Below are 15,493 nucleotides of genomic sequence, written 5' to 3' on the forward strand. Positions count from 1 at the left end.
TCCGGTGTTTCAGTCTCCGGATGGGGATCGCGGCTACTTGGGGATTCACGAGGTGTGAATCCCTGATGCCCCAAGTATGAGGAGACGGTTATGGCTACCGGCACCGTGAAGTGGTTCAACAGCGAAAAGGGCTTCGGCTTCATCGAGCAGGACGGCGGCGGCCCGGACGTCTTCGCCCACTACTCGAACATCCAGGCCCAGGGCTTCCGTGAGCTCGTCGAGGGTCAGCGCGTCGAGTTCGACGTCACCCAGGGCCAGAAGGGCCCGCAGGGCGAGAACATCCAGGTCATCGCCTGACGCCAGCCTCTGTGCTGACGCGCGATCCCCTGTGATCTCGTGAAGCGGGGGCCCGCACCGCTGGACGGTGCGGGCCCTCGTTCATGCCGCAGTACGGCCGGGGCGGCGCACTCCACTCAGACGGCCGACCAGTCCGCGACCGCGGGCTGCCGACCGACGAACGGAGAACCCGTGACCACCCCTGCCCGCACGCCCCGCGACCGAGGCGACCGCACCACCGACCGTTCCGCCGCGCGCACCGGCGACCGCACGGCCGAAGGCCGTACCGGCCGCCCCCGCCGCAGCGGCGACAACCCCGAGCGCGCCCGCCGCACCGGGGAGGGCGCCGACCGCGCCCGCAAGCCCCGGGGCCGCACCGGCGCCCCCAAGGCCACCCGCACCGCCGTGGCGGAGCCCGCCGACTTCACCGTCGTCGAGGGCACCCCGGCCCGGCCCCCGGCGGCCTCCTTCGGCGAGCTCGACCTGCCCAAGGCGATCCTGTCCGCGCTCACCCGCGAGGGCGTCACCGAGCCGTTCCCGATCCAGGCCGCCACCCTGCCCGACTCGATCGCCGGGCGCGACGTCCTCGGCCGCGGCCGCACCGGCTCCGGCAAGACCCTCGCCTTCGGCCTGCCGCTGCTCGCCCGCACCGCCGGGCGCCGCGCCGACTCCCGGCACCCGCTGGCGCTCGTCCTGGTGCCCACCCGCGAGCTCGCCCAGCAGGTCACCGACGCGCTCACCCCGTACGCCACCGCCGTCAACCTGCGGATCACCACCGTCGTCGGCGGCATGGGCATCAGCCGGCAGGCCAACGCGGTGCGCCGCGGCACCGAGGTCCTGGTCGCCACCCCCGGCCGGCTGGACGACCTGATCGGCCGCGGTGACGTCAACCTCTCCGACGTCGCCATCACGGTCCTCGACGAGGCCGACCAGATGGCCGACATGGGCTTCCTCCCGCAGGTCAGCCGGCTGCTGGAGCAGGTCGCCGAGGGCGGGCAGCGGATGCTGTTCTCCGCCACCCTGGACCGCAACGTGGACCGGCTGGTCAAGCGCTTCCTGACCGACCCGGTCACCCACTCGGTCGACCCCTCGGCCGGCGCGGTCACCACCATGGACCACCACGTCCTGCAGCTGGAGCCCACCGACAAGGCCTCCGCCACCGCGCACATCGCCTCCCGCGACGGCCGGGTGATCATGTTCGTGCACACCAAGCACGGCGCCGACCGGCTCGCCAAGCAGCTGCGCGCCACCGGCGTGATGGCCGCCGCCCTGCACGGCGGCAAGTCCCAGCCGCAGCGCAACCGGGTCCTGGACCAGTTCCGCGAGGGCGAGGTCACCGCGCTGATCGCCACCAACGTGGCCGCCCGCGGCATCCACATCGACGGCCTCGACCTGGTCGTCAACGTCGACCCGCCGATCGACCACAAGGACTACCTGCACCGCGGCGGCCGCACCGCCCGGGCCGGCGAGTCCGGTACGGTCGTCACCCTCGTGCTGCCCGAGCAGCGCCGCGAGGTCAACCGGCTGATGACGGTCGCCGGGATCCGGCCGACCGTCACCAAGATCCGCCCCGGCGACGCCGAGCTGGCCCGGATCACCGGCGCCCGCACCCCCAGCGGCGTCGCGGTCGCGCTGGCCGTCCCGGCCGCCGCCCAGCCCGCGGCCCCGGCCGCCTCGGCCGACGGCAAGGGCGCCGGCGGCAAGTCCGGCAACCCGCGCCGCCGCCCCGCCAAGCGCTCCGGGCTGCCCACCGATGTCGACATGAACGGCAACCCGCGCCGCCCGCGCCCCAAGCAGCGCCTCGGTGCCGCCGCCCAGGGCGAGCGGCCGCAGGCCGCCGGGTTCATCGGGCGCTCCTCCGGCCGGGCCCGGCCGGGCAGCGGCTCCCAGTCCGGCGCCAACTACGGGACCGGGCGCCAGCGCCGCAAGTTCGACTGACGGCCGTCCCGGCCCCGGTTCCACCGAACGGGCCCCGTGCTCCCCTGCGAGGGGGAGCACGGGGCCCGTTCCGCGTTCCCGGGGCAGCCGAGCGATCGCCGATCCGAACAGCTGGCGTGAATCCATCGAAGCTCGCCTTGAACGAGAGCTTGACGGGGGCCCGGCGAACCCACGATTCTTCTACCCGGCCCACACAACTGCCGCACCGTCACCACAAGTGCGCAGACGTCGAGTTGACGCGATCCGCCGACCGGAAGGACCACCGTCCCGATGCGCCGAACCTCCGCCCTGCTGACCACCGCCCTGCTCGCCGGGGCCGCCGCCCTGGCCGCACCGGCCACCTCCGCCCAGGCCGTGCCCTCCTGCGGTGCCTACGTCGCGGGCTGGAACGCGATCGGCAACTGCAGCGGCCTCGACCCGATGCAGACCTGGACCGTCACCGCCACCTGTTACTACTGGAACTCCACCCACACCGTGCAGTTCACCCGCCCCGCGATCGGCGGCGTGGGGATCGGGGACGGCAGCGTCTCCGCGGCCTGCGGCGTCGGCGACAGCGTCATGTTCCCGCGGGTCCTCCTGGGCGCCACCCCGCCGGCCGGCCCGACCGGCCAGATCACCGGCTACGCCGGCAAGTGCGTCGACGTGAAGGGCGCCAACCTCGGCAACGGCACTCCCGTCCAGATCTACGACTGCAACGGCTCCCTGGCGCAGAAGTGGCGGATCGGCGTCGACGGCACCGTCCGCGCGCTCGGCAAGTGCATGGACGTCGCCGGCGGCGGCACCGCCAACCACACCCTGGTCCAGCTCTACGACTGCAACGGCACCGGCGCCCAGCAGTGGCAGGCCCGCGCCGACGGCTCGCTCTACAACCCGCAGTCCGGCCGCTGCCTGGACGACCTCGGCTTCGCCACCAACAACGGCAACCAGCTCGGCATCTGGGACTGCAACGGCGCCGCCAACCAGAAGTGGAACCTCCCGGCCTGACGCACCACCACCGGAGCCAGGTCCGCCGCCCGCACCCCCGTCGGGCGGCGGACCTCCGCGGCGCCGGGCGGCGGGCCACCCTGCGCCGGGGCCGGCCCGGTCCGGCCCGCACCCCGAGGGCGCGCACGGCACCGGCCGTGCGCGCCCTCGGCGCTGCCGCGCGCCGTCACCCGCATGAGTGGAGGCGACTAGGTCCGTGCATTGCGTTTGCAGCACGCTGTGGCTCGTGCGCCGTGAGCTCCACTGGAACGAACGGCGCCTGTTCCTCAAGCGGACGAGTTGAAGGTGGCAGATGACTGACAACGGTGCGGAGCTCGAAGCGATCGCCGAGTACTACGAGACGCACGAACTGACCGAGGACGAGATCATGAGCGCCGAGCCGGCCGAGCCGCTGGCCCCGGAGTCGGTCATGATCACCACCTCGCTGCGGCTGCCCAAGCCGGTGATGGACGAGGTGCGCCGTCGCGCGCGGGAGCGAGGGGTGAAGCCGACCGCGATCATGCGGGAGTGGATCGAGGCCGCCATTGCCAACGTGGACGATTCGGTGCCGGTCAGTGTGATCACCGCAGCGGTGGCCGAGTACCAGCACCGCAAGGCCTCGTGACGGCTCAGGCGGTCAGGGCCGGGACGGCTGCCGCCTCCCGGCGGGCCCGGTCGTAGCGTTCCAGCAGCAGTGCGGCGAGCTCCGGGGCCGCGCCGAGGACGTCGGCGACCAGGTCCGCGCCCTCCGAGGCCGCCGCGATGCGGTCCGGCAGCAGGCCCGGGGCCAGTAGGTACGGGGCGACGGCCGTCCGCTCGGCGCCGGCCGCGCGCAGGGCGGCGAGGGCGTCGGGCACGCGCGGGCCGGCCGCCGAGGCGTAGGCGACCTCGACGGCGGCCCAGCCGCGGGTGCGCCGCCACTCGGCGGCGACCCGGCGGGTGGCCGCGTCGGCGGCCGGGTCGGAGGAGCCGGCCGCGGCCAGCACCACGCCCGTACCGGCGCGGACCGTCGCCGAGCTGATGTCGAGCCCGGCCCCGGCCAGTCGGCGGTCCAGGGCGGCGAGCAGCAGCGGGGAGGGGCCCAGCACCTCGGCGACGGGCAGCCCGGCGCCGGTCGCGCGCAACGCGGCGGGGATGTCGTGCTTGGCGTGGAAGGCCCGGTTGAGCAGCAGCGGGACGGCCACCGCGTCCGTCGCCCGTCCGAACCGTCCGGACCGGCCGACCACCTGGGGGATCCGCGGCGCGCAGTGGTCCAGGTAGGCGGTGGCGACCTCCAGGCCGGGCCGCTGGGCCCGCACCTCCCGGACCAGCGCGGCCACGGTCGCGGCGTGCCGCGGGTCACGGCTGCCGTGGGCGATGAGCAGGAGGGCGGGCACCGGCGGCCGCCTCACTTGCCGGAGGCCAGCAGGCCGCGGTTGCGCAGCACCCGGCGCTCGACCGGGGTGAAGACGAGCAGTTCGATGGCGATGCCGACGAACAGGATCAGGATGATGCCGAGCAGCACCCCGGACATGTCGGAGAACTCGCGCTGGTCCTCCAGGAACCGGCCCAGGCCCCGGCCGAGGTCGGGGGAGGAGGCGACCAGCTCGGCGGCCATCAGCGAGCGCCAGGAGAACGCCCAGCCCTGCTTGAGGCCGGCCAGGTAGCCGGGCAGCGCGGCGGGGATGAGCACGTGCCGGGCGCCGGTCAGGCCGGTGGCGCCGATGGTGCGCCCGGCCCGCAGGAACAGCGGCGGGACCTGGTCGATGCCGGCCACCAGCCCGTTGGCGATGGACGGGACGGCGCCCAGCAGGATCACCGCGTACATCATCTGGTCGTTGATGCCGAGCCAGATGACGGCGGCCGGCACCCAGGCGACCGAGGGCAGCGACTGGAGGCCCTGGAGGACCGGGCCGATCGCGGTGCGCACCGGCTTGACCCGGGCGACGACCAGGCCGATCGGGGTGCCGATCACGACGGCGAGCAGGAAGCCCGACAGGCCGCGCCAGACGCTGGTCCAGATGATCGAGAACAGCGTGCCCTGGTACCAGAGTTCCTGGAGGGAGTGCCAGACGTCCGCGGGGCTGGGCAGCTTGTACGAGGAGGTGACGTGCAGGCTGTACGCGCCCTGCCACAGCGCCAGCACCACCAGCACGCCGATCAGCGGCGGCAGGGCCTTGGAGCGCAGCACCTCGCCGAGCGAGCTGCGCTGGGCGGTGACGGAGTCGAGGGCGTCCAGGCCGGCGCCGACGTCGGCACTGTCGGCGGCGCCGACGGGGGCGTTCTTGTCCAGGACGACGGGAGCGGTGTCAGTGCTGGCCATGGCGACGGATCTCCCCACGCAGTTCTTCGGTGATCTCGATGGACAGGTCGGCGACGCCGGAGGACTCGATGCGGCGCGGCTGCGGCAGGTCGATCCGCCACTCCCGGGCGACCCGGCCGGGGCGGGAGGAGAGCAGGACGACGCGCTGGGCCAGCCGCACCGCCTCGCGCACGTTGTGGGTGACGAACAGGACGGACAGCTGCCGTTCGGCCCAGATCCGGGTGATCTCGTCGTGCAGGACGTCCCGGGTGATGGCGTCGAGGGCGGCGAACGGCTCGTCCATCAGCAGCACCTTGCTGCCCTGGGCGAGGGCGCGAGCCATCGCGACGCGCTGGCGCATGCCGCCGGACAGCTCGTGCACCCGCTTGCCGTACGCGCCGTTCAGGCGGACGAGTTCGAGCAGGCGCTCGGCCTCGGCGCGCCGCTCGGGGCGGGGGACGCCGGCCAGCTTGAGGGCCAGTTCGATGTTCCGGCCGGCGGTGAGCCAGGGGAACAGGGCGTGTTCCTGGAACATCAGGGCGGGGCGGCCGCCGGGCACCTCGATGCTGCCGCGGGTGGGCTCGTCGAGGCCGGCGACCAGGTTGAGCAGGGTGGACTTGCCGCAGCCCGAGGCGCCGAGCAGGGTGACGAACTCGCCGGGCGCGACGTCGAGGGTGATGTCGTCCAGCACGTGGGTGGCGGCGCCCGGGCGGCCGAAGGACTTGTGCACGTGCGAGATCCGAACGGCGGGCGTGGCGCCGGTGGCGTCGGCGCGGGGGGCGTCCGCCGAGGTGGTCAGTGCCGGGGTCATCCGGGCACCTCCTGCGTGAGTGGTCTGGCAAGGCTGGCGAGGGCTGCGAAGCGGGGGGCCGGGTCCGGCCCCGCCCGGCCCGGTGGGCATCGATCGGGGATCGACCGGGCGGGCGGGGGCCGGACCGCGGATCTGGGTGGCGCCGGTTGCTTGGCGCCGGTTGCGTGGCGCCGGGTTACTTGGCGCCGGGCTACTTGGCGCCGGGCTACTTGGCGCCGAGGCCGGCGTCCGCCACCGGGGCCTGGCCCTTGGCCGCGAGGACCTTGTTCAGCAGGGTGAGGTCGTAGATGCCGTTCAGGTTGGGCTTCTTGAGGAGCCCGGCGGTGACGGCGTGGTCGGCCTCGGCCTGCAGGGTGTTCGCCAGCGGGTCGTCCAGGAAGTCGATGTCGGACCAGGCCGGGTCGAGGACGGCCGACTCCAGGGAGTTGCCGGCCTCCTTCTTGATCGCCTCGTTGGCGTCGGCCTTGGCCTTGTCGGGGTTGGCCTTGATGAAGGCGTTGGTGTTCACCGAGCCGCGCAGCACGGCCTCCACCACGTCCGGGTGCTCCTTGAGGAACTTCTGCGAGACGATGATGTTGGTGATCACGAACTTCTTGTCCGGCCAGACGTCCTTCTCGTTGAGCAGGACCTTCGCGCCGAGGGTGACCAGCTTGGAGGCGGTGGGCTCGGGCACCCAGGCGCCGTCGATGGAGCCCTGCTTGTAGGCGTCGGGGGTGACCTTGTTGTCGGTGCGCACCACCGAGACGTCGCCCGCGCCGGACGCCGCGTCGACCTTGTAGCCCTTGCCGGCCAGGTAGTTGAGCAGCGCCACGTCCTGGGTGTTGCCCAGCTGCGGGGTGGCGATCTTCTTGCCCTTGAGGTCGTCCAGCGAGCCGACCTTGTCCGGGTTGACCACCAGCTTGACCCCGCCGGAGGCCGAACCGCCGATGATCTTCAAGGACTTGCCGTCGGACTTGGTGTAGCCGTTGATCGCCGGGGAGGGGCCGATCCAGCCGATGTCGATCGATCCGGCGTTGAGCGCCTCGATCTCCGCCGGGCCCGCGTTGAAGACCTGGGTCTTCACCTGGGTGGCGCCCAACTCCTTCTGGAATATGCCTTCCTGGAGTCCGACCAGCGGGGTGCCGTGGGTCAGGTTGGCGAAGTAGCCGATCTTCACCGTGTCCGCGGTGAGCTTGGGGCCGGACGCCGAACTCCCCACGGTGGCCGCGGTGTCGGCCTTGTTGTCGGCCTTGGAGCCGTAGCTGCAGGCCGACAGCAGGGCGACGGCGGTCAGGCCGGCGGCGGCGGCAGCCGCCGCGCGTCTGATCCGGCCGGCGTTCGGGCGGGTGGGCCGATGGGAGGGGGTGCGGTGCGAGGGTGCCTGGTGCGGTGCCATGGTGGTGGGTCCTGTTCGCGGACGGACCGTCAGGAGGCGGTCCCGGGCGGACGGTTGGAAGGTGGCGCTTGCGGCAGTGGGTGTGCCGGGCAAGCCGGGCGGCCGTGGGGAGCGGCCCGGTGACGGGGCGTTCTCAGCCCCGTCGGCCCGCACATCGGGTCAAGCCGCCCTGGCCGCTGCCGAGGACGCCGCTGCCGATGCGGCCGCCTTCCTTGTCCATGCCCGAGAACGCCTCGCTGGGCATCAGACCCAGTCCTCCTCTTCGGGCGCGCCGGGCGCGCCGTCGGTGCGTACGGTGGCGAAGGCCTCGCCCGCCATGCCGGCGGTGAGGGTGGTGCCGTCGGCCGGGTCGATCAGCAGGAACGAGCCGGTCCGGCGGTTGTCGGTGTAGTCGTCGAGGGCCAGCGGCTCGGCGGTGCGCAGCTTCACGTGGCCGATGTCGTTGACGTTCAACCCCTCGGCGCCGGAGCGCTGTTCGAGGCTGTCGATGTCGATCCGGTAGGAGATCTCCTTGACGAGGGCGCGGACGGTGCGGGTGGTGTGCTTGAGCAGCACCTTGTCCCCGGCGCGCAGCGGCCGCTCGTTGAGGTGGCTGACGGTGGCCTCGACGTCCTTGGTGGGGGCGGGGGAGCCCCCGGCGGCGATGAGGTCGCCGCGGGAGATGTCGAGGTCGTCGGCGAGCCGGACGGTGACCGACTGCGGGGCCCAGGCCAGGTCGGCCGGGCGGCCGAGCGCGTCGATGGCGGCGACGGTGGTGGTCAGGCCGGAGGGCAGCACGGTGACGGGGTCGCCGACCCGCAGCACGCCGGAGGCCAGCTGGCCCGCGTAGCCGCGGTAGTCGGGGTGTTCCTCGGTCTGCGGGCGGATCACGTACTGGACCGGGAAGCGGGCGGGCTCCGCGTCGGGGTCGCTGCCGACCGGGACGGTCTCCAGGTGCTCCAGCAGGGTCGGGCCGCCGTACCAGTCCATGTGCGCGGACGGTTCGACGACGTTGTCCCCGGCGAGGGCGGAGATCGGGACGGCGAGGACGTCGCCCACGCCGAGGGAGGCGGCGTAGGCGGTGAACTCGGCGGCGATCGCGGCGAAGACCGGCTCGGCGTAGTCGACCAGGTCCATCTTGTTGACGGCCAGGACGACGTGCGGCACCCGCAGCAGGGCGGCGACGGCGGCGTGCCGGCGGGTCTGCTCGACCACGCCGTTGCGGGCGTCGACCAGGACGACGGCGAGCTCCGCGGTGGAGGCGCCGGTCACCATGTTGCGGGTGTACTGCACGTGCCCCGGCGTGTCGGCGAGGATGAACCGCCGCCGGGGGGTGGCGAAGTAGCGGTAGGCGACGTCGATGGTGATGCCCTGCTCGCGCTCGGCCCGCAGGCCGTCGGTGAGCAGGGCGAGGTCGGGCGCCTCCTGGCCGCGGCCCAGGGAGACGCGTTCGACGGCCTCCAGCTGGTCGGCGAGCACCGACTTGGAGTCGTGCAGCAGCCGGCCGACCAGGGTGGACTTGCCGTCGTCGACGGAGCCGGCGGTGGCGAAGCGCAGCAGCGAGGTGGCGCTGGTCTCGACGGTCGTGCTCATTAGAAGTACCCCTCGCGCTTGCGGTCTTCCATCGCGGCCTCGGACAGCTTGTCGTCGGCACGGGTGGCGCCGCGCTCGGTGAGGCGGCTGGCGGCGATCTCGGCGATCACGGCCTCGATGGTGGTGGCGTCGGAGTCGACGGCGCCGGTGCAGGACATGTCGCCGACGGTGCGGTAGCGCACCAGCCGCCGCTCGACGGGCTCGCTGTCCTTGGGGCCGCCCCACTCGCCGGCGGTCAGCCACATGCCGCCCCGGGAGAAGACGTCCCGCTCGTGCGCGTAGTAGATCTCGGGGAGGTCGATGCCCTCGCGCTCGATGTACTGCCAGACGTCCAGCTCGGTCCAGTTGGACAGCGGGAAGACCCGCACGTGCTCGCCGACCGCGTGCCGTCCGTTGTAGAGCGACCACAGCTCGGGGCGCTGGCGGCGCGGGTCCCAGGCGCCGAACTCGTCGCGCAGGGAGAAGACGCGCTCCTTGGCGCGGGCCTTCTCCTCGTCCCGGCGCCCGCCGCCGAACACCGCGTCGAAACGGTTCTTCTCGATGGCGTCGAGCAGCGGGACGGTCTGCAGCGGGTTGCGGGTGCCGTCCGGGCGCTCGCGCAGCCGGCCGTCGTCGATGAAGTCCTGGACGTGGGCGACGTGCAGGCGCAAGGAGTGCTCGGCGACGACGCGGTCGCGGTAGGCCAGCACCTCGGGGAAGTTGTGGCCGGTGTCGACGTGCAGCAGGGAGAAGGGGACGGCGGCCGGCGCGAAGGCCTTGAGCGCCAGGTGCAGCATCAGGATGGAGTCCTTGCCGCCGGAGAACAGGATCACCGGGCGCTCGAACTCCCCCGCGACCTCGCGGAAGATGTGCACCGACTCGGCCTCCAGCGCGTCCAGGTGGGACAGCGCGAAGGGGGAGTCGTCGTGGGCACGGACCGGGCTGTCGGTCGCGGTGGTCATGCGAGACCCCTCTCGGTCAGGAAGGCGTGCAGCTCGGCGGCGGACTCGGCGACCGCACGGCCCTGCGTCTGCAGGCGCAGCTCGGGCTTCTCGGGGGCCTCGTACGGGTCGTCCACACCGGTCAGGCCGGAGATCTCACCGGCCGCCTGCTTCGCGTACAGGCCCTTGACGTCCCGTTCGGCGCACAGCTCGACCGGGGTGGCGACGTGGATCTCCAGGAACTCGGTGCCGGCCGCGGCGTGCCGCTCGCGCACCGCGGTGCGGGAGTCGGCGAAGGGGGCGATCACCGGGGCGAGCACCTTGACGCCGTTGGCGGCGAGCTTCTCGGCGACGAAGCCGATCCGGGTGACGTTGGTGTGCCGGTCCTCGCGGGAGAAGCCGAGGCCCTTGGAGAGGAACTCGCGGATCTCGTCGCCGTCCAGCACCTCGACCTTGTGGCCCTCGGCGCGCAGCCGCTCGGCCAGCGCGAAGGCCAGGGTGGTCTTGCCCGCGCTCGGCAGCCCGGTCAGCCACACGGTGGCGCCGCGCTCGCAGGGGGCGGCCGCGGGGGCCGCCTCTGCGGCTCCGTCGGCGGCCGGGGTGTGAGCTGTCACGGTTCTTTCCTTACGCGGTGGTTGACGAACGGTCGGGGGAGCGGGGGGCTCGGGAGCGGGGGTCCCAGGAGCGGGGCGGGGCGGGGGCTCAGAGGTGGATGCCGCACTCGGTCTTGCCGGAGCCGGACCAGCGGCCGGCCCGGGCGTCCTCGCCCTCGGCCGGCTTGCGGGTGCAGGACAGCGGCGAGCAGCCGATGGACGTGTAGCCCTCCCACAGCAGCGGGTTGAGCAGCACGCCGTTCGCGGCGACGTAGGCGTCCACGTCCTCCTGCGTCCAGCGGGCGATCGGGGCGATCTTGACCTTGCGGCGCTTCGGGTCCCAGGAGACCACCGGCGTGTTCGCCCGGGTCGGGGACTCGTCGCGGCGCAGCCCGGTGGCCCACGCGTCGTAGCCGGCGAGGCCGCGGTTGAGCGGCTCCACCTTGCGCAGCGCGCAGCACAGGTCCGGGTCGCGGTCGTGCAGCCGCGGCCCGTGCTCGGCGTCCTGCTCGGCCACCGTCCTCAGCGGGGTGAGCGTGATGACGTTGACCGGCATGGTCGCGGCGACCGCGTCCCTGGTCCCGATGGTCTCCGGGAAGTGGTAGCCGGTGTCCAGGAACACCACGTCCACCCCGGGGAACACCGAGGACGCGAGGTGGGCGACCACCGCGTCCTCCATCGAGGAGGTGACGCAGAACCGACTGCCGAAGGTGTCGGCGGCCCAGCGCAGCACCTCCTGCGGCGTGGCCTCCTCCAGCTCGCGGCCGGCCCGGGCGGCGAGCTCCGCGTGGTCAGGCGTGGTGCGGTTGGTCATGTGACGCACCCCCGTTGGTCGGTGACAGCAGGCCGAGGAACTTCAACTGGAAGGCGCGGCGGCAGCCGTGGCACTCCCAGGCGCCGTGGCCGGCCTCGGACGGGCGCAGGTCCTCGTCCCCGCAGTACGGGCAGAAGAACGGTGCGGCTCGCTCACTCATCGCCCACCTCGCTGCGCATCGCCCGTCTTGCTGTGCTCGCTCACGACAGCTGCTCCTCGGTGGCGCGGGCCGTCCACTGGGCGAAGCGCTCGCCCTCGGCGCGGTCGGCCTGGTAGCGGGTCAGCACGCGCTCGACGTAGTCGGGCAGGCCGGCGCTGGTGACCTTGAGGCCGCGGACCTTGCGGCCGAAGCCGGCCTCCAGGCCGAGCGCGCCGCCCAGGTGGACCTGGTAGCCCTCGACCTGGTTGCCGTGCTCGTCGGTGACCAGCTGGCCCTTGAGGCCGATGTCGGCGACCTGGATCCGGGCGCAGGCGTTCGGGCAGCCGTTGATGTTGATGGTCAGCGGCTCGGCGAACTCCGGCAGGCGCCGCTCCAGTTCGTCGATCAGGGTGCGGCCGCGCTCCTTGGTCTCGACGATGGCGAGCTTGCAGTACTCGATGCCGGTGCAGGCCATGGTGCCGCGGCGGAACGGCGAGGGGGTGACCCGCAGGTCGAGCTCCTCCAGGCCGGCCACCACCGCGTCGATGTGCTCCTCGGCGATGTCGAGGACCAGCATCTTCTGTTCGGCCGTGGTGCGCAGCCGGTCGCTGCCGTGGGCGGCGGCGAGGTCGGCGATCCGGCCGAGCAGCTTGCCGTCGACCCGGCCCACGCGCGGGGCGAAGCCGATGTAGTAGCGGCCGTCCTTCTGCCGGTGCACGCCGACGTGGTCGCGCCAGCGGGCGGCGGGCTCGGCGGGCGCGGGCCCGTCGACCAGCCGGTACTCGAGGTACTCCTCCTCCAGGACCTTGCGGAACTTCTCCACGCCCCAGTCGGCGACCAGGAACTTGAGCCGGGCGCGGTTGCGCAGGCGCCGGTAGCCGTAGTCGCGGAAGATGCCGATCACGCCGCCGTACACGTCGGCGACCTCGTCCAGCGGGACCCAGGCGCCCAGGCGCACGCCGAGCTTGGGGTTGGTGGACAGGCCGCCGCCGACCCACAGGTCGAAGCCGGGCCCGTGCTCGGGGTGGACCACGCCGACGAAGGCGACGTCGTTGATCTCGTGGGCGACGTCCAGCTGCGGGGAGCCGGAGACCGCGCTCTTGAACTTGCGCGGCAGGTTGGAGAAGTCCTTGTTGCCGATGAAGCGGCGCTGGATCTCCTCGATGGCCGGGGTGCCGTCGATGATCTCGTCCTCGGCGATGCCGGCCACCGGCGAGCCGAGGATGACGCGCGGGGTGTCGCCGCAGGCCTCGGTGGTGGACAGGCCGACGGCCTCCAGCTTCTGCCAGATCGCCGGGACGTCCTCGATCCGGATCCAGTGGTACTGGATGTTCTGCCGGTCGGTCAGGTCGGCGGTGCCCCGCGCGTACTGCTCGGAGACCTCGGCGATCGCGCGCAGCTGGGCGACGGTCAGCCGGCCGCCGTCGATGCGCACCCGGAGCATGAAGTACTCGGCGTCCAGCTCGTGCGGGTCCAGGATCGCGGTCTTGCCGCCGTCGATGCCCTCCTTGCGCTGGGTGTAGAGCCCCCACCAGCGCATCCGGCCGCGCAGGTCGGCGGGGTCGATCGAGTCGAAGCCCCGGTGCGCGTAGATCGTCTCAATACGTGTCCGCACATTGAGACCGTCGTCGTCCTTCTTGAACTGCTCGTTGGCGTTCAGCGGGGTGAAGTGCCCCATGCCCCACTGGCCCTCGCCGCGGTGGCGGGTCACCTTGCGAGCCGCGGCGGGGCGGGGCGCGACCGGGCGGTCGGCCGTGGGCTCGGCAGTCTCGGGAGAGGTGGCCATGGTGAAGTCCTTCTGGGCAGGTGGCGCTGGCGCCGGGTGGGTCGCGGGGCGTGCTCGGCCGTGCGATCGCTGCTGTGACCTGCGGGTTTCTCAGGGCCGGGAGAGCAGCTGACCGGGCCGGGCGGGCGCCTGCGCATCCGCTCGTGCGGGGATGGCGGGGTGGACGGCGCCGGGTGCGGTGGTGCGGCGGGGTGGGAGCTCAGGTCACCGGACAGATGGCGCTGGACACGCGAAGGAGATCGACGTGGAGTCGACCTACTAGGGTGGTTCCGGCGCTAGGCATGGCAAGAGATTCGCACGGCGCGGGACTCGCGGTCCACTAACATCCGAATGCTGGACGCTGGGGTTTCGACATCTGGGACGGCCGGGTGTTCCGGCCGCTCCGGGGCGGGCCGTCCGACGGGCTCCTGACGGGCGGTCGGGGCGCGGTCGGGGCGCGGGGCAGCAGGGGGCCCCGCGCGGCGGTCGGCGGGGCGGTCCGCACGCGCCCGTACGGCGACCCGCGCGGCCGGTCCGCACGCGCCCGTACCCCGGGGGAGATCAACCGGAGCGACCTGGCCCGATACCGTTAGCCCTGTGCAAGCAGCAGGCGATACGAGCAGACCGAACCCCGAACGGCCCTCCCGGCGCCGGGGCAAGGGCTCCCGGCGCGCGGCCAAGGAGGCCACCTGGCGCCGCACGGCGTGGGACTTGGTCAAGGACACCACCAACACCTGCGTCGAGTACCGGGTCACCGGCCTCGCCGCGGAGGCGGCCTTCTTCACCCTGCTGTCGATCCCGCCGCTGCTGCTCGGCCTGGCCGCCACCCTCGGCTACCTCGACGAGTTCCTCGGCGCGGGCACCATCGACCGGCTCAAGCACGACATCGTCTCGGCCTCCGGGACGGTGCTGTCGGACTCCTCCGTCAACGCGGTCGTCAAACCGCTGCTCAGCCAGGTCTTCGACCACACCCGGCCCGACCTCATCTCGATCGGCTTCCTGCTGTCGCTGTGGTCCGGATCCCGGGCGCTCTACATCTTCATCGACACCATCACCGTCATGTACGGGCTGGACGGCAAGCGCGGCATCGTCAAGACCCGGCTGATGTCACTCGGCCTCTACCTGGGTGCCCTGGTGATCAGCTCGCTGGTGCTGCCGCTGCTGATGGCCGGGCCCGGACTGGTCGAGAACGCCGTGCACGGCATCGCGGGGCTCGTCGGCGCCGCCTACTGGCCGGTCGCGATCCTGCTGCTGATCGTCTCCCTGACCACCCTCTACCACCTGGCCGTACCGGTCTCCACGCCCTGGCGCGAGGACATCCCCGGCGCGCTGGTCGCCCTGGTGGTGCTCGTCTTCTGCAGTGTCGGCCTGCGGCTCTACCTGGTCAGCTCGGTCGAGGGCCCCTCGGTGTACGGCTCGCTGGCCGCGCCGGTGGCCGTACTGCTGTGGATCTTCGTGGTGGCCCTCGCGGTGCTCATCGGCGCCGCCATGAACGCCGCCATAGACCGCCGCTGGCCCACCCTGGAGACCGCCGACGCCCGGGCCGAGAACGAGCGCGCCCACGAGGAGGCGGCCGCCGCGGTGGTCCGCGAGGTCGCCGCCCGCCGGGCCGTCGAACGGGCCCGGCGCGCCCGCGAACTGGGCCTGGCCGAGGGCGTCGAGGAGGAGTGGGGCGAGGAGGACGCCGACGACGTCGACGTGCCCGCCGAGTACCCCGAGCGGTGGGCCGACGTGCTGGCCGCCGACAACGTTCGCGCGCGGCTCACCGCCCGGCCGGGGCCGCACCACCGGCCGTCCCCGCCGCCGCCGGACAGCGACCGGCCGGCCGGGCCGCCGCCGGAGGCAAGGCCGGGGGCCGGGCCGGGGCCGGGGGCCGGGCCGGGGCAGCAGATGCCGGGGTACCCGCCCAGGCCGCCGCGGCCGCCGTGGGAGCAGCGGTAGCGGTGCGGTGGTGGCCGCGGTGGCGGCGGTGGTGACTTCGTACGGACAGGGCCTCCCTCGCGGGTGCGGGGGAGGCCCTCTGCGTTGTCGGGGTCCGGCCGGGTG

Annotated in this window: 16 protein-coding genes; 5 read left to right on the top strand and 11 right to left on the bottom strand. The window is 73.2% G+C overall.

The genetic code is table 11. The features are described from left to right. Nucleotides 1-90: 90 nt before the first annotated feature. The 4 genes from ACIQWA_RS16155 to ACIQWA_RS16170 all read left to right on the top strand — a co-directional run bounded on the left by ACIQWA_RS16155 (nucleotide 91) and on the right by ACIQWA_RS16170 (nucleotide 3,802). Complete coding sequence (locus tag ACIQWA_RS16155; protein WP_360234731.1) at nucleotides 91-297, top strand: cold-shock protein; 207 nt, start codon at nucleotides 91-93, stop codon at nucleotides 295-297. A gap of 171 nt (nucleotides 298-468) precedes the next feature. Then, nucleotides 469-2,214: a DEAD/DEAH box helicase gene (locus ACIQWA_RS16160; protein ID WP_402482770.1), complete on the top strand. Its 1,746-nt coding sequence runs from the start codon at nucleotides 469-471 to the stop codon at nucleotides 2,212-2,214. Between the two features lie 270 nt (nucleotides 2,215-2,484). Continuing rightward, entirely contained in the window at nucleotides 2,485-3,198 is a 714-nt protein-coding gene (locus ACIQWA_RS16165; protein ID WP_402482773.1) for a ricin-type beta-trefoil lectin domain protein, read from the top strand. A 292-nt stretch (nucleotides 3,199-3,490) separates the two neighbouring features. Further along, nucleotides 3,491-3,802, top strand: coding sequence for a hypothetical protein (locus ACIQWA_RS16170; protein WP_402482775.1), 312 nt, complete (start codon nucleotides 3,491-3,493; stop codon nucleotides 3,800-3,802). 4 nt (nucleotides 3,803-3,806) lie between these two features. Here ACIQWA_RS16170 and ACIQWA_RS16175 read toward each other — a convergent pair whose 3' ends face one another. The 11 genes from ACIQWA_RS16175 to ACIQWA_RS16225 form a co-directional block, all read right to left on the bottom strand. After that, a complete protein-coding gene (locus ACIQWA_RS16175) occupies nucleotides 3,807-4,553 on the bottom strand; it encodes a sirohydrochlorin chelatase (protein WP_402482777.1) in 747 nt (248 codons plus the stop codon). 11 nt (nucleotides 4,554-4,564) lie between these two features. Then, nucleotides 4,565-5,479 (bottom strand): ABC transporter permease, encoded by a 915-nt coding sequence (locus ACIQWA_RS16180; RefSeq protein ID WP_402482780.1) that lies wholly within the window; start codon nucleotides 5,477-5,479, stop codon nucleotides 4,565-4,567. Then, on the bottom strand, nucleotides 5,466-6,269 hold the full coding sequence (locus tag ACIQWA_RS16185; RefSeq protein ID WP_360234743.1) for an ABC transporter ATP-binding protein: 804 nt from the start codon (nucleotides 6,267-6,269) through the stop codon (nucleotides 5,466-5,468). Before ACIQWA_RS16185 ends, ACIQWA_RS16180 begins: the two co-directional genes overlap by 14 nt. A gap of 205 nt (nucleotides 6,270-6,474) precedes the next feature. Then, nucleotides 6,475-7,644, bottom strand: coding sequence for an aliphatic sulfonate ABC transporter substrate-binding protein (locus ACIQWA_RS16190; protein WP_402482783.1), 1,170 nt, complete (start codon nucleotides 7,642-7,644; stop codon nucleotides 6,475-6,477). A 243-nt stretch (nucleotides 7,645-7,887) separates the two neighbouring features. Beyond that, nucleotides 7,888-9,216 (bottom strand): sulfate adenylyltransferase subunit 1, encoded by a 1,329-nt coding sequence (locus tag ACIQWA_RS16195; RefSeq protein ID WP_402482784.1) that lies wholly within the window; start codon nucleotides 9,214-9,216, stop codon nucleotides 7,888-7,890. Continuing rightward, on the bottom strand, nucleotides 9,216-10,157 hold the full coding sequence (cysD, locus tag ACIQWA_RS16200) for a sulfate adenylyltransferase subunit CysD (RefSeq protein ID WP_402482787.1): 942 nt from the start codon (nucleotides 10,155-10,157) through the stop codon (nucleotides 9,216-9,218). The genes ACIQWA_RS16195 and cysD overlap by 1 nt, the downstream gene beginning before the upstream one ends. After that, on the bottom strand, nucleotides 10,154-10,750 hold the full coding sequence (gene cysC / locus ACIQWA_RS16205; RefSeq protein ID WP_402482790.1) for an adenylyl-sulfate kinase: 597 nt from the start codon (nucleotides 10,748-10,750) through the stop codon (nucleotides 10,154-10,156). Before cysC ends, cysD begins: the two co-directional genes overlap by 4 nt. 88 nt (nucleotides 10,751-10,838) lie before the next feature. Next, a complete protein-coding gene (locus ACIQWA_RS16210) occupies nucleotides 10,839-11,543 on the bottom strand; it encodes a phosphoadenylyl-sulfate reductase (protein ID WP_402482791.1) in 705 nt (234 codons plus the stop codon). Beyond that, complete coding sequence (locus tag ACIQWA_RS16215; protein ID WP_402482794.1) at nucleotides 11,521-11,703, bottom strand: hypothetical protein; 183 nt, start codon at nucleotides 11,701-11,703, stop codon at nucleotides 11,521-11,523. The genes ACIQWA_RS16210 and ACIQWA_RS16215 overlap by 23 nt, the downstream gene beginning before the upstream one ends. Before the next feature lie 40 nt (nucleotides 11,704-11,743). Next, on the bottom strand, nucleotides 11,744-13,468 hold the full coding sequence (locus ACIQWA_RS16220; protein ID WP_402482797.1) for a nitrite/sulfite reductase: 1,725 nt from the start codon (nucleotides 13,466-13,468) through the stop codon (nucleotides 11,744-11,746). A 199-nt stretch (nucleotides 13,469-13,667) separates the two neighbouring features. After that, complete coding sequence (locus tag ACIQWA_RS16225) at nucleotides 13,668-13,751, bottom strand: putative leader peptide (RefSeq protein WP_310593185.1); 84 nt, start codon at nucleotides 13,749-13,751, stop codon at nucleotides 13,668-13,670. A gap of 293 nt (nucleotides 13,752-14,044) precedes the next feature. On the opposite strand from ACIQWA_RS16225, the gene ACIQWA_RS16230 reads away from it, so the two are divergent. Beyond that, nucleotides 14,045-15,388 (top strand): YihY/virulence factor BrkB family protein, encoded by a 1,344-nt coding sequence (locus ACIQWA_RS16230; protein WP_402482800.1) that lies wholly within the window; start codon nucleotides 14,045-14,047, stop codon nucleotides 15,386-15,388. The last annotated feature ends 105 nt before the right edge of the window (nucleotides 15,389-15,493 follow it).

Source organism: Kitasatospora sp. NPDC098652, assembly GCF_044760155.1.
Lineage (GTDB): Bacteria > Actinomycetota > Actinomycetes > Streptomycetales > Streptomycetaceae > Kitasatospora.